Source organism: Chryseobacterium binzhouense, assembly GCF_007474545.1.
In the GTDB taxonomy this organism is placed as follows: Bacteria; Bacteroidota; Bacteroidia; order Flavobacteriales; family Weeksellaceae; genus Chryseobacterium; species Chryseobacterium binzhouense.
Genome location: NZ_VKOG01000006.1, coordinates 178168 through 192021 on the forward strand (window position 1 = coordinate 178168; position 13854 = coordinate 192021).

At 35.4% G+C, this 13854-nt stretch carries 13 protein-coding genes; 10 read left to right on the plus strand and 3 right to left on the minus strand.

The window, feature by feature from the left end; translation table 11 throughout:
- Window positions 1–30: 30 nt before the first annotated feature.
- The gene (locus tag FNE73_RS14435) at window positions 31–2169 is read right to left on the minus strand and encodes a S9 family peptidase (protein WP_143885268.1); all 2139 of its coding nucleotides are present in this window, start codon (window positions 2167–2169) and stop codon (window positions 31–33) included.
- A gap of 330 nt (window positions 2170–2499) precedes the next feature.
- Between FNE73_RS14435 and FNE73_RS14440 the strand changes: the two genes are divergently transcribed.
- The 5 genes from FNE73_RS14440 (at window position 2500) to FNE73_RS14460 (ending at window position 7128) form a co-directional block, all read left to right on the plus strand.
- The gene (locus FNE73_RS14440; RefSeq protein WP_143885269.1) at window positions 2500–3009 is read left to right on the plus strand and encodes a YceI family protein; all 510 of its coding nucleotides are present in this window, start codon (window positions 2500–2502) and stop codon (window positions 3007–3009) included.
- Window positions 3010–3161: 152 nt separating this feature from the next.
- Window positions 3162–4328, plus strand: coding sequence for a carboxypeptidase-like regulatory domain-containing protein (locus FNE73_RS14445; RefSeq protein ID WP_185147357.1), 1167 nt, complete (start codon window positions 3162–3164; stop codon window positions 4326–4328).
- Window positions 4329–4392: 64 nt separating this feature from the next.
- Entirely contained in the window at window positions 4393–5379 is a 987-nt protein-coding gene (gene pfkA / locus FNE73_RS14450; RefSeq protein WP_143885271.1) for a 6-phosphofructokinase, read from the plus strand.
- A 32-nt stretch (window positions 5380–5411) separates the two neighbouring features.
- Window positions 5412–6422 carry a type I glyceraldehyde-3-phosphate dehydrogenase gene (gene gap, locus FNE73_RS14455; protein WP_143885272.1) on the plus strand — a complete coding sequence of 337 codons (1011 nt, stop codon included), beginning with the start codon at window positions 5412–5414 and terminating at the stop codon, window positions 6420–6422.
- Between the two features lie 121 nt (window positions 6423–6543).
- Window positions 6544–7128, plus strand: a complete 585-nt coding sequence (locus FNE73_RS14460; protein ID WP_143885273.1) for a hypothetical protein — start codon at window positions 6544–6546, stop codon at window positions 7126–7128.
- Window positions 7129–7148: 20 nt separating this feature from the next.
- On the opposite strand, the gene FNE73_RS14465 is transcribed toward FNE73_RS14460, so the two are convergent.
- Window positions 7149–8012, minus strand: a complete 864-nt coding sequence (locus FNE73_RS14465) for a glycoside hydrolase family 25 protein (protein ID WP_143885274.1) — start codon at window positions 8010–8012, stop codon at window positions 7149–7151.
- 65 nt (window positions 8013–8077) lie between these two features.
- On the opposite strand from FNE73_RS14465, the gene FNE73_RS14470 reads away from it, so the two are divergent.
- The 5 genes from FNE73_RS14470 to deoC all read left to right on the plus strand — a co-directional run bounded on the left by FNE73_RS14470 (window position 8078) and on the right by deoC (window position 12387).
- Entirely contained in the window at window positions 8078–9340 is a 1263-nt protein-coding gene (locus FNE73_RS14470; protein ID WP_143885275.1) for an NAD(P)/FAD-dependent oxidoreductase, read from the plus strand.
- Window positions 9337–10008: a tRNA (guanosine(37)-N1)-methyltransferase TrmD gene (gene trmD / locus FNE73_RS14475; RefSeq protein ID WP_130914844.1), complete on the plus strand. Its 672-nt coding sequence runs from the start codon at window positions 9337–9339 to the stop codon at window positions 10006–10008. The genes FNE73_RS14470 and trmD overlap by 4 nt, the downstream gene beginning before the upstream one ends.
- A gap of 206 nt (window positions 10009–10214) precedes the next feature.
- Window positions 10215–11156, plus strand: a complete 942-nt coding sequence (locus FNE73_RS14480; RefSeq protein WP_143885276.1) for an endonuclease/exonuclease/phosphatase family protein — start codon at window positions 10215–10217, stop codon at window positions 11154–11156.
- A 9-nt stretch (window positions 11157–11165) separates the two neighbouring features.
- Window positions 11166–11636: an Lrp/AsnC ligand binding domain-containing protein gene (locus FNE73_RS14485; RefSeq protein WP_143885277.1), complete on the plus strand. Its 471-nt coding sequence runs from the start codon at window positions 11166–11168 to the stop codon at window positions 11634–11636.
- A gap of 4 nt (window positions 11637–11640) precedes the next feature.
- Entirely contained in the window at window positions 11641–12387 is a 747-nt protein-coding gene (gene deoC, locus FNE73_RS14490; RefSeq protein WP_143885278.1) for a deoxyribose-phosphate aldolase, read from the plus strand.
- A gap of 33 nt (window positions 12388–12420) precedes the next feature.
- Here the strand turns inward: deoC and dusB are convergent, their stop codons facing one another.
- On the minus strand, window positions 12421–13416 hold the full coding sequence (dusB, locus tag FNE73_RS14495) for a tRNA dihydrouridine synthase DusB (protein WP_143885279.1): 996 nt from the start codon (window positions 13414–13416) through the stop codon (window positions 12421–12423).
- Between the last annotated feature and the right edge of the window lie 438 nt (window positions 13417–13854).

The window sequence follows — 13854 nt, forward strand, 5'->3', positions numbered from 1 at the left end:
AAAAATCCGGCTTGTAGACCGGATTTAATTTTATTTTTTAAGATAAAGATCAAAATAATCTGTTACTTTCTGCATCAAATGCACTCTATCTTTACCCACCACATTATGCGGATGTCCCGGATAAACAAAATAATCTATCTGAACTCCGTTATCAACGGCAGATTTTAAGAATTTTACAGAATGCTGCCAAACAACCACATCATCCTGCGCTCCGTGTATCATTAATAGCTTACCTTTCAGATTTTGAACTTTATCAAGGAGATTGGCAGTTTTATAACCTTGCGGATTTTCTTCAGGTGTATCCATATATCTTTCGGTATACATGGTTTCGTACATTTTCCAGTCGATAACCGGTCCGCCCGCAACTCCTGCTTTGAAAACTTCCGGATGACGGAGCATAAAGCTTGTCGTCATAAATCCTCCGAAACTCCAGCCGTGAATTCCCATTCTTTCAGAATCTACATAAGGCAGGGATTTTAAATATTTTACGCCCTGCATCTGATCATTCATTTCAGTAGTCCCCAAATTTCTGAAAACTGCCTGCTCAAATTTTAATCCCCTGTTGGAAGAACCTCTCCCGTCCATCGTAAAGATGATGTAACCATTCTGAGCCATATATTCATACCAAAGATTTCCTGATGCCGGAAAAGAATTGGTAACAATCTGCAAATGCGGTCCGTTATACAAATAAACAATGGTAGGATATTTTTTATTGGGATCAAAATTTGTCGGAAGAATCATCTTGCCATACAATAATGTTCCGTCATCTGCTTTCAGGGTAACATCTTTAATGTCAGGACGCAGATAATTTTTTAAGGTATTTTCCGCAGTCAGAATATTGGTAGATTTTAAATTAGCCGTATTGATGATATTGGCAACTCTCGGAGTATTTGCATTGCTGTAAGTATCATATAAATGATTCCCGTCATTACTCAAAACTGCGGAATGCATTCCTTCAGCATTATCTATCCTTTGCGTTTTAAAAGTATTCCAGTTGATTCTGTAAATATGTCTTTCCAAAGGCGTCTCCTGAGTAGAAACATAATAAATTTCTTTTTTCTTATCATTAAAACCCAATACATCTGTAACCAGCCAGTCGCCTTTTGTGATCTGAGCAATCAGACCTTTTTCCAGGCTGTAATGAAATAAATGATTGTAGCCCGTTCTTTGACTTTGCCAGATAAAATCTGTGTTTGAGTTTGGGAAAAACATCAGCGGATGCTGCGGTTCTACATATTTATCATTGGTTTCTTCAAAAAGTGTTCTTACCAGATTTCCCGTCACAGCATCATACTGATTCATTTTCAGATGATTCTGACCTCTGTTGAGAACTCCCACAAAAATATATTTAGAATCGGGACTCCACGTTACGGCAGTTAAATACTGATCTTTTTCTCCATCAATGTTAAGAAAAGTGGTGTTTTGGCTTTTAATATTGTAAACACCTAAAGTTACCTCATGGGAAGTTTTTCCCGGCATCGGGTATTTAATATTATGATTTTCTGCAGGTGTTACAGACCAGTCTATTACAGGATAGTCTGCAACCATGGTTTGATCCATCCTGTAAAATGCAATATTTTCTGAGTTTGGAGAAGCAAAGATCCCTTCATTGATTCCGAATTCATTTCTGTGCACCGCCTGTCCATTGACAATATTTTCATCTGAATCTTTTGTAATGGCAGTAACTTTACCATTTTTATTGATAAAAAGATTGTTTTTTACAGTATAAACAATCGTCTGATTATCTGCTAAAGTTTTTACATTGGCAGTTTCAGGATCAAGAGTATAATTTTTCTTTATTTTCCACTCGCTTCCAGATTTTTCTACCCAGAACATCTGATTATTTGCCGTAAAATAAGCATTGCTGCTGCTGATAAATTTCACAGGAGGAAGTCCTTTCAGCTTTTTATCGGGAAAATTTTTATTGACCTGATAAAGCGAAATCAAAGTATCCTGCTTGTTGGTCTTAAGATCAGTAATTAAATACCCGCCTTTTACTCCCTGAATGTATGATTTGCTGTCAGCTGACCACGAAAACTGAGAAATATTTTTCACTGCTAAGTTACTTCTCATCCCGTTTACCGCTTCAGCCATGGTAAATTTCTGAGTCTGCGCTAAAGCAGTTCCGCCCAAAACTACCATTAATAAAGAAAACTGATGTAATTTCATTGTATAAACTTGAATCTGTCAAAAATAAGAAATAAATGTGAGGTGATGACCGCAAAATAGAATTATCGCCCATGAAAATGATGTCTGAAAATGTATTTATTACATCTTTTACAGCCCCATTGGAGCGGCATCCTTTTTTGAGCGAACGAAGCAAAGCGGAGCCGACCGAGCGAGGAGTATGAGCGGATAGCCGGAATAGCTGCACAATAAAAATAATCGCAAATTTTATCATCATTCTAAAAGCTAATCGTTTTTCTTATCCTAAATCAATGTTTTAGGTATCAATCTTGCGGTAGATTTGCATTATAATTAACAACAAAAAATACTACAATGGCAACAAAATGGAATTTAGACCCAGCTCACAGCGAAATCACTTTTAAAGTAAAGCACATGATGATTTCAAACATTAAAGGAAGCTTCAGAACATTCAACGCAGAAATTGAAGCGGAAGATGATTCTTTCCAGAATGCTAAAACAACTGCGACTATTGATGTGGATTCAATTTTCACTAATAATACGGACAGAGACAACCATTTGAAATCTGCTGAGTTTTTTAATGCAGAAGCTAATCCTAAGATTACTTTTGAAGCTGACTCTTTAAATAGTTCTGTCACCGGAAATATTACGGTAAACGGCATTACAAAACCGATCACTCTGGACGTTGATTTTGGAGGAATCAATGTAGATCCTTGGGGAAATACTAAGGCCGGATTTTCTTTTGAAGGGAAAATCAACAGAAAAGATTTTGGACTTAACTGGAATGCAGCTCTGGAAGCAGGAGGTGTAATGGTAGGTGAAGATGTGAAAATTGCAGGTGAATTACAGTTTGTAAAAGCATAATCAAATAATTTAAGCCAAAAATGGCATTTTCATTAAATGTTTTTTTTAATCGGAAAGGTTCGGATTATACTATAATCTGAACCTTTTTTATTTGAAAACTTCAATAGTATGTAATTTTTTTATCACTAAAAATTTAGTAATATTGTGATATGATGAAACATTTCCTACTACTAATTTTATTTTCTACTTTCCCTTTCCTGTCTGCACAGATCATCAAAGGAAAAGTTGTCAATGACCTTGAAAAACCTATTGCTAATGTCAACATCTATCTTGACGGAACCACAACAGGAACCATTTCTGCACAAGACGGAAGCTTCAGTCTGGCTTTGCCTTCAAAAAACAACAATACAATTGTTTTTCAGAAAGATTATTATGAGACTTTCAGAATCAACAGTTCAGAAGTAGCCAATAAAACACTGAAAGTGGTTCTTCTAAGAGTACAGGAAATTGAAGAGCTGAAAATTATTCCGTTTACAGAAAAAGCATACAAAAATTACATCAATTATTTTTTAAGTGCGTTTATCGGGGAAGACAGAGAAAATGTAAAAATAAAAAATCAACGCTCCCTGAAATTTTCCTATGATAAAGAGAATAAAGTTTTGCGTGTAAAAGCTCCGCAAACCTTAATTATCGAAAACAAAAAACTGGGATACACTATTGATTATAACCTTCAGGAGTTTAAAGCAGATTTTGAAAACAAGACCACCCTTTTCATTGGAACATCATTCTTTAAAGAAACCAAAAGCTCTGATAAAATAAAACTTAACAGGCTCAATGCTTTTTACGGAAGTCAGGTTCATTTTTTCAGAAGTGTTTATAAAGGAAATACTAAGGAAGAAGGTTATACTGTAAATGCATTAAGCAAAATCCCTAATGATAATTATCCTACAGACGATGAACTGGAGCGCCTTAAAAATTTCCTAAAGAATGTAAAAACCACTGAAACAATATCATTTCCTGAAGATATACAGGATATCAGCAGAAGAAAGAGCAATGAAATGCCGTACAGAACAGTAATCAATAAAATGAATATTCCTGATTCAGATTACACAAAGAAAACTGACGGTGTACTCCTGCTTGATTTCAACGATATTCTTCAGGTAAACTATTACAAATACCGTTATGTACTTAAAAAAGACGGTTATATAAAAGATGGATATCCCATCAAGCAGACTTCTTATCTTCATTCCAACGGTGATGTTTCTGAGATTTATAACAACGGGAATACTTCAGATCCTGCCGGACTGATGAACCAGGGAAGCTTTTCTACAGATAAAATAGATAAACTGCTGCCTTTGGATTATGAGCCGGGAGATTAATACGAAACATACTGCTGTTATCTGAACTTGTTTTTGTAAATTTGTGATTGAAATTTTTTAACAAATGAGAGAAAGTGCTGTAAAAAAAATTGCAGTTTTTACTTCAGGAGGCGACTCTCCGGGTATGAATGCAGCATTAAGAGCAGTTGTAAGAACTGCTAATTATTATAACATCGAATGTTACGGAGTGAGAGAAGGCTACAACGGTCTTATTAATGATGATTTCCTTAAGATGGGACCTCGTTCTGTAAAAAATATAATCAACCAAGGCGGAACTATTCTGAAATCTGCCCGTTCCAAAGAATTTATGACCAAAGAGGGTCGCCAGAAAGCTTATGACAATTGCGTAAAATATGGAATTGATGCTTTGGTGTGTATTGGCGGAGACGGAACTTTTACCGGAGCAAAGATCTTCAACGAAGAATTCGGAATTCGTGTAATCGGGGTACCGGGAACTATTGATAATGATATTTTCGGAACAGATAACACTATTGGCTATGATACGGCTCTGAATACCGCAATGGATGCTATAGACAAAATCCGTGATACGGCAACTTCTCACAACAGGGTATTCTTTGTTGAAGTAATGGGGCGTGATGCAGGCTTTATTGCGTTAAATAGCGGTTTGGCAACAGGTGCTTTAGATATTTTGATCCCTGAAAGAAAGGATAGTATGGATGAGCTTTTTGCTACTTTCAGAAATGCTGAAAAAACAGGTAAAGCATCAAGCATCGTTGTTGTGGCAGAAGGCGAAAAGCTGGCTAATATTTATGAATTGGCAGAGCAGACTAAAACAGAATTTCCGGACTATGATATTCGCGTAGCGATTTTAGGACACATCCAAAGAGGTGGCTCACCAAGCTGTGCAGACAGAGTTTTGGCAAGCAGATTGGGCTACGGTGCAGTAGTAGGATTGATGGACGGACAAAACAATGTAATGGCAGGAATGCGATCTAATGATATTGTGTATACTCCTATTGAAGAAGCCATCAAAAAGCATAACGAAATCAATAAAGATCTTTTGCTGATTTCAGAAATTTTAGCAATCTAATATTTAATATAATTTTTAAAAATCAAAACACTATGTCAACAATTAAAGTAGGTATTAACGGGTTTGGTAGAATCGGTCGTCTTGTTTTCAGAGCAATGACAGAGAGAGACAACATTGAAGTTGTAGGGATCAACGATCTTATCAATGCAGAATACATGGCTTATATGCTTAAATATGATTCTGTACACGGAATTTTCCCTGGAGAAGTATCTGTAGATGGTAACGACCTTGTCGTAAATGGGAAAAAAATCAGAGTAACTGCTGAAAAAGACCCAAGCAACCTAAAGTGGGACGAAATCGGTGCTGAGTATATCGTAGAATCTACCGGTTTGTTTTTAGATAAAGAAAGCGCCGCAAAACATATTACGGCAGGTGCAAAGAAAGTAATTCTTTCTGCTCCTTCCAAAGATGATACACCAATGTTTGTAATGGGTGTAAACCACACTGAATTGACTGATGATGTAAAAATCTTATCCAATGCTTCTTGTACAACCAACTGTTTAGCTCCTTTGGCTAAAGTTATCCACGATAACTTCGGAATCGTAGAAGGTTTGATGACTACAGTACATGCTACAACGGCAACTCAGAAAACTGTTGACGGTCCTTCAATGAAAGACTGGAGAGGTGGTAGAGCTGCTTTAAATAATATTATTCCTTCTTCTACAGGTGCTGCAAAAGCAGTAGGAAAAGTAATCCCTTCATTGAACGGAAAACTAACGGGTATGTCTTTCAGAGTACCAACTGTTGACGTTTCTGTAGTAGATTTAACAGTAAGAATCGAAAAGTCTGCTTCTTATGAAGAAATCTGTTCAGTAATTAAGGCTGCTTCTGAAGGTGAATTGAAAGGTATTCTTGGATATACTGAAGATGCAGTGGTTTCTCAGGACTTCGTAGGCGATAAGAGAACTTCTATCTTCGATAAAGATGCAGGAATCATGCTTTCTCCAAACTTTGTGAAATTGGTTTCTTGGTATGACAACGAAATGGGTTATTCAAACAAATTGGTTGATATGTTAATTCACGCAGCTTCTTTGTCTAACTAATTTCAATTTAGATATATAATAAAACCTTCCGATTGGAAGGTTTTTTTGATATTTTTAAAATAAAATAACTAATATGTTTGAAGAATTGATTAAACGATAATCCCAATATACAGACAGCGAGTTGATTCATATTTATAACAACAAATCTGGATATACTGAAGATGCAAAAAAAGCTCTTGAAATAGTGATTAATGAAAAAGGTGGAATAGATCTGATTCAAAGTAGAAATACCGCAAGTATAGAAAAGCAAAATGAAAAATCTAAACTTACTGAAGAAATAAAAAAAATGTATGATGAAGGAATGACAATAAATGATATTTCTATGCGACTATCCTCGTCTACATTATCTCAGGAAGAAATTGATGAAGTAGTAAACCAAAGATTTAATTTCCTTGAAGAACAAAAAAATGATATATCAATAAATTCAGGTACGATCGTTGGAAGCGTGTTTGGTGGTTTACTTGGCGGGATTATTGGTGGAATTCTATGGGGATTGCAAATGATATATTCGGGTAGAATGTTTTATATTTTTTTACTCGGACTTATTTTTATTTCTTATGGTTTCATAAAGCTATTCACCAAAAAAAGCAGAAATAACATAGCTGTTTTTATCGCAACAGTATTATCTGTCTTATTTGCGTTGTTATTAGGTATTTACATGTATGACTACTATGGTTATCAGGGTGTTGACAAGCATTTAGATTGATTTAATTTTAATAATTTAAATCAATCCAACGTCAGACTTTTCAGCGACCAGATTCCACCATTGTAAATATTGAGATCTATTTTAGAATTGATTCCGTAGACAATTCCATTTTCAGTAAACTGCCAAAAATGCCATTGATCTTCAGGAGAAGGTTCCGGAACATCATTGTAATTGGCAAGCCAGATTGGATAACCATCAAATTCGCCTTTCAGAAAATCTTTATAATAATGATAATAAGTGTAAACAATCGGTTTTTTGCCGTATGTTTCCTCCACAATTTTACACCAGACTTTTAAATCTTCGATCAGTTTTTGTTTGGATTTTTTTCTCGGAATTTTTTCAATATCCAAAACAGGAGGCAGATCTCCGCTTTCCAGTTTTACATTTTCCAGAAAATTATTAGCCTGAATTACCGGATCTTCATCTGCTCTGTAAAAATGATACGCCCCTCGAATCAGGTTGTGTTTTTTCGCTGACTCCCAAAACTCATCAAAATTTTTATCTGCATTGCGGTTTCCCATCGTAGCCCTCATCACCACAAACTCTAGAGGAATGGTTTTGTTGCCTATGCTCAGGCTGTCCCATTGTATGTCTTCTTTATTCTGATAATGTGAAATATCAAATCCGAAAGTTTTATCAAGATTATCCGAAAGTATTTTCTGAATTCTCAAGGTTTCGCTTTCACTGTTTTGAAGTTTCTTATGAGTAAATTTATTAAAATACAGGGCATAGTAATAAGAAATAGACTGTTTCAGGTAAAAACCGGTTCCGATAAGAGCAACAATAAGAATAAACAATAAAATTCTTCGACGGAGAAAATAGTTTCTCCATCTCTTTTTATGTATTTTTTTGGCAGTTTTTTTGGTGTATTTTCCAGAGCTCATAAAGTTTTACAAAACTAGCTTTTAAGCTCCTAAAATACTAAATAAAATCAGTAAATTTGTTTACTATGGAGACACGGGAAAAGATTATTATCATTGGCGGAGGCTTCGCCGGACTTCAGCTTGCTAAATCTCTCAACAATAAAAATAAAAAAGTAATTGTGCTGGATAAAGTGAATCATCACATGTTTCAGCCTCTTTTTTATCAGGTTGCCTGCGGAAGAATTGAGCCGTCCAACATTTCTTTTCCTTTCAGAAAAATTTTTCAGCAGTCCAGAAATACTCAATTCCGCTTAACGGAAGTAAAAGAAATAATTCCATCACAAAATAAAGTTATCACAGATGACGCCGAATTTACTTACGACAAACTAATCATTGCTACAGGATGTAAAACCAATTTTTTCGGCAACAAAGAATTAGAAACTAAAGCTTTCGGTATGAAAAATACACAGGAGGCGATCGGCATCAGAAATCATGTGCTGATGACTTTTGAAAAGCTTATTCTCGAAAAAAGCCGCAGCGATGACGGAAACTGGAATATTGTCATCGTAGGAAGCGGACCTACCGGCGTAGAATTAGCAGGAGCTTTTTCTGAGATGAAAAAAGAAATTCTTCCGCGTGATTATCCTTACATGAATTTTAATCAGTTGGAAATTATTCTGGTAAGCTCTACTGAAAAGCCTTTGGCGGTGATGAGCAAGGAAGCGCAGGACAAATCCGAACAGTATCTAAAAGAACTTGGTGTAAAATTCATGAGCGGTGAAGTAGTAACCGACTATGATGGTGACAAAGTTTACCTAAGAAGCGGTAAAGAGATCCCTTCTAACAATGTCATCTGGGCAGCAGGAGTTACAGGAAATGTGATTGATGGTTTTCCCGCCGAAAATCTTATAAGAAACCGGTATATTGTAGACCGCTTTAACAAAGTGAAAGGTTACGATAATATCTATGCCATAGGTGATATTGCTTACATGGAAACCCCAAAATATCCACAGGGTCATCCGCAGGTTGCCAATGTAGCCATCAATCAGGCCAAAAATTTAGGAAGAAATTTCCTCCGGAAAAACAAGTCCGAATGGGTAGAATATGAATATAAAGATCAGGGTTCTCTGGCGACAATAGGAAAACACAGAGCCGTTGTAGATTTACCTTTTATAAAATTTCAGGGACTTTTCGCATGGTATTTTTGGATGTTTCTTCATTTAATGCTTATTTTGAGCGTCCGAAATAAACTGGCAATATTTTTTAACTGGATGTGGAGCTATTTTAATAAAGATTCTTCATTACGTTTAATAATTGCCCCAAACAAGAAAAACAGCACACAGCAATGAGAATTGATATCATAAGCGTACTTCCTGAACTTATGGAAAGTCCGTTTAAAACTTCTATTTTGAAAAGAGCAGTAGATAAAGGAATTGTAGAAGTACATTTTCATCAGTTAAGAGACTGGTCGGTCAACAAACACAGGCAAATTGATGATGAACCTTATGGTGGCGGCGCAGGAATGGTAATGATGGTAGAGCCTTTAGACAAGTGTATTTCTGAGCTTAAATCTCAGCGTAATTATGATGAGATCATCTATCTTACTCCGGATGGCGAAACTTTAAATCAAAAAATGGCTAACTCGCTATCCATCAAAAAAAATCTTATTTTCTTGTGCGGTCACTATAAAGGAATTGACCAGCGCGTAAGAGATCTTCATATTACTAAAGAAATTTCTATTGGAGATTTTGTTCTTACAGGTGGAGAATTAGCAGCTTGTGTTTTAGCTGATTCTATTATCCGACTGGTTCCTGGAGTTTTGAATGATGAGCAAAGCGCACTTACAGACAGTTTTCAGGATGATCTCCTGTCTCCGCCAATCTATACACGTCCTGAATCTTACAAAGGACTGGAAGTACCGAAAATTCTTCTGAGCGGAAATTTTGCAAAAATTGAAGAATGGAGACATGAGCAGGCTGTAAAAATTACCACTGAAAAAAGACCAGATCTTTTATGATATGTTTTTATCATTATAAATCCTACTTAATTTAAAACCATTTTTCACTCCTGATCATAAGTTTTTAGCGGCAACTTCACTTTTGATTGATTATTGAAAGAGTAAATAAAAATTTCTTGTACAAAACTATAAGATCATTAGTTTGTAAATGATTTTTTTAATAAATTTATTCAACTAAATAATGACCGTAATTCGAAAATAAGAGGATGGAACTTTTTGCTTTTTATAATGTTGAAAATCTATTCCTTCCTGATCCCGCTCCGGTTCACAGACTTGATCCTACCATTTCGGGCTTAAGAAACTGGGATGAAAGAAAATACAGGATAAAACTATCCAAAATAGCTCATGTATTTCGCCTTATAAAAGAAGAGCACGGAACGCTTCCGTGCATTATTGGTCTTTGCGAAATTTCCGGAAAACAAGTTTTGGAAGATTTGGTAAAACTTGAGCCTTTCAGTTCCCGTTATGGCATTGTACATTACAACTCTCTGGACGAAAGAAGAGTGGATGTTGCTTTACTCTTCGATCACTCAAAAATTGAAATTTTAGATTCTGAAGCAATTACTTTTTTCTTCGAAATTGTAGATCATAAGCCCGACAATTACGACACTACAAGAGACGTGCTTTTTGCAAAGCTGAAATTTAAAAATGAAATAATCAATGTTTTTGTAGCTCACCTACCTTCTAAAAGGGAAAAAGACATCAACCTTCCGAAACGTACTTTTATTATCAATGAAGTAAAAAACAGAGTGCTGAATATTATCCGTTCTGATCAGGAAAAAGTAGTAGTTTGTGGTGATTTTAACCAAAATCCGGACGAAGAAAACCTGATCAAATTCCTGTATGACGAGAATCAAAACAGAATAATGCATAATCCTTTTCAAAAGCTGTATTCAAGCAGGCAATATTCTAACTTTCATTATAAATCGGGATTGCTGTTTGATCAAATTTTACTGTCAGATTCCTTTTTTGAGGACAATTCTTCCTTAAGATTTGAAAAAGCAACTGTCTTTAACTCCGAAAATATTAGCGTTAAAATAAAAGGATCAGATCAAAGACCTTTCCGAACATTTGCCGGAACAAGATATTTGGGAGGATTCAGTGATCATTATCCTGTTTTAGTAACAATTAAAGAAAACTTGAGATAAAAAATAAATATGAAAAACACAAGCACAACTACTTACGAACTGGATCCTCTTGATAAAGAGATAATTTATATGCTGATGGACAATTCTAAAAGTTCATTGGCTTATATATCTAAACAAGTAGGGATTTCTACCACTGCAGTACATCAAAGAATTAAAAAACTTGAACTCGCCGGTGTAATTGAAAATGCGATTTCTATTCTAAACCCCAGAATGATTGGTTATAAAGTTGTATGCTACATAGGAATGTTTCTGGATCAACCCAGCTATTATTCTAATGTTGTAAAAGCTTTGAAAGAGGTGAATGAAGTTGTAGAAGCACATTACACAACAGGTAATTACACTATTTTCCTTAAAGTGCTGTGTAAGGATAACGATCACCTTATGGAAATTTTAAGAGTTTTACAGAAAATGAAAGGTGTAACAAGAACGGAAACTTTCATATCTTTGGAGCAAGGTATTTACCGACAACTCAAAGTTTAATCATATGAATATTGCTCAGTATTTAGACTCTACGTATTTAAAAACTCCCAATCAGTCTGGACTTTCAGAAGATGAAACCTTAAGGCAAGTACAACGGCTTACACAGGAGGCTATTAATCATCACATTTTTGCAGTGATGATAAGACCTGATTATGTTGCTGAGGTAAAAAAAATGATTAAAGAAAAACATTCGGAAGTGGTTGTAGGTACTGTAATCGGCTTTCATGAAGGAAACAGTCCAATGGAAGAAAAATTGGCTGAAGCTACGAAAGCAATTGAAAATGGTGCTGATGAATTGGATTTTGTCATCAATTACAGAGCGCATCTTAATGGAGATATTAGTAGTGTAGAAAATGAATTTATTACCTGCACTCAGTTATGCTTTAAACATACTAAAATAGCTAAATGGATCATTGAGATTGCGGCTTTAAGCAATGAACAAATTGCTGATCTTACAAAAAAAATATCTGAGTGGGCTGAAACTAATTTTCCCGAAAATTATTTAGAAAAAATATTTATAAAATCTTCAACAGGCTTTTTTGAGACAAACGACAATAAACCCAATGGAGCAACTTTCGAAGGAATCAAGATAATGCTTAAAAATGCGGGCAAACTGCCTGTAAAAGCAGCCGGTGGAGTAAGAACGAAAGAAGATGCAGAAAAAATGATTAAGCTGGGCGTAAAACGAATTGGTACTTCTTCTGCTCTAGGCTTATTGTCTGACACTACTTCCTCAGAAAAAGATTACTAGTAAAACAACCCATCGAAAATGATGGGTTGTCTTTTATATTTGTGCCTGATATTCTTTGTAAAAATCCTGTGTTTCTTCAATTACAGCATCCATTTCTTCCAACGTAAACACTTCCAGAAATTTCTTTCTGAAATCTTTAAAATGAGGAACACCCCGGAAGTAATTACTGTAATGCTGTCTCATTTCAACCAGTCCTAATCTTTCTCCTTTCCATTCGGCACTCCATTCGGCATGCTGTCTTACGGCAAGTAACCTGTCAGCAACTGTAGGCGGATCCAGATGTTCTCCTGTTGCAAAAAAATGTTTAATTTCATTAAATATCCATGGATATCCAATGGCTGCTCTTCCTATCATAATTCCATCACAAGCATATTTATTTTTATATTCTAATGCTTTTTCTGGAGAATCTATATCTCCATTACCAAAAATGGGTATTTCAATATTCGGATTTTGCTTTATACGTGAAATGTGTTCCCAATCCGCTTCGCCCTTATACATCTGCGCTCTTGTTCTGGCATGTATTGTTAAAGCTTTAATTCCTGTTTCCTGAAGCCTTTCCGCAACTTCATCAATATTAATTGAATGACTGTCCCAGCCTAAACGAGTTTTTACAGTTACTGGAAGACTTGTAGAATTCACCACAGCCTTAGTGAGTCTTACCATAAGGTCAATATCCTTTAATACACCTGCTCCGGCACCTTTGCAAACAACTTTTTTTACAGGGCATCCGAAATTGATATCTACAAGATCCGGATTTACGGTTTCCACAATTCTTGCAGACATAGCCATAGCCTCTTCATCTCCACCAAAAATCTGAATACCAACTGGGCGTTCATAATCAAAAATATCAAGTTTTTTTCTACTTTTTATTGCATCGCGAATCAATCCTTCAGAAGAAATGAATTCAGAATACATAAGATCTGCACCATGCATTTTACACAATCGTCTGTATGGAGGATCACTTACATCTTCCATTGGTGCTAAAAGTAATGGGAATTCGGGCAGTTCTATATTGCCAATTTTAATCATGCTGCAAATTTACAAATTTATAAACTTTAATCAATGATATAATATCTATGACAATTATATTTAATTTTAGTTAATTACGACATAATCTTGATTTTGCATTAATATATTCAGATTAGGTGTAATACATAAAAGTCTGAGGTGGTAAAGTTTTGTGATAGTAACTTCACTCTGATTAAAAGGTTTTCCATTAAACTCACTAAGCTTCTTAAGCTTCATTAAATCTTGGTTTAAACTTTTGGAAGGTGTGTAATCCGTTTCCGGCAGTATCCTGCTGGTTAAAACAGTTTTGAAAAGAAAAAAGAAAGAAGCAAAAAGAATAAAGCAGGAAGCAGGAAGCAAAAAGAAAAGGAAAAAAAAGGGCATAAAAAAAGTCTCATACAAATACTGTATGAGACTTTTGAATAAAAACTGGCGGCGACCTACTCTCCCGCTTGTCGC

Coding starts and splice junctions, on each gene's coding strand:
- pfkA (WP_143885271.1), top strand. CDS start 4,393: ATGAGAGAAAGTGCTGTAAAAAAAATTGCAGTTTTTACTTCAGGAGGC.
- trmD (WP_130914844.1), top strand. CDS start 9,337: ATGAGAATTGATATCATAAGCGTACTTCCTGAACTTATGGAAAGTCCG.
- FNE73_RS14440 (WP_143885269.1), top strand. CDS start 2,500: ATGGCAACAAAATGGAATTTAGACCCAGCTCACAGCGAAATCACTTTT.
- gap (WP_143885272.1), top strand. CDS start 5,412: ATGTCAACAATTAAAGTAGGTATTAACGGGTTTGGTAGAATCGGTCGT.
- FNE73_RS14445 (WP_185147357.1), top strand. CDS start 3,162: ATGAAACATTTCCTACTACTAATTTTATTTTCTACTTTCCCTTTCCTG.
- FNE73_RS14435 (WP_143885268.1), bottom strand. CDS start 2,169: ATGAAATTACATCAGTTTTCTTTATTAATGGTAGTTTTGGGCGGAACT.
- dusB (WP_143885279.1), bottom strand. CDS start 13,416: ATGATTAAAATTGGCAATATAGAACTGCCCGAATTCCCATTACTTTTA.
- FNE73_RS14480 (WP_143885276.1), top strand. CDS start 10,215: ATGGAACTTTTTGCTTTTTATAATGTTGAAAATCTATTCCTTCCTGAT.
- deoC (WP_143885278.1), top strand. CDS start 11,641: ATGAATATTGCTCAGTATTTAGACTCTACGTATTTAAAAACTCCCAAT.
- FNE73_RS14465 (WP_143885274.1), bottom strand. CDS start 8,012: ATGAGCTCTGGAAAATACACCAAAAAAACTGCCAAAAAAATACATAAA.
- FNE73_RS14470 (WP_143885275.1), top strand. CDS start 8,078: ATGGAGACACGGGAAAAGATTATTATCATTGGCGGAGGCTTCGCCGGA.
- FNE73_RS14485 (WP_143885277.1), top strand. CDS start 11,166: ATGAAAAACACAAGCACAACTACTTACGAACTGGATCCTCTTGATAAA.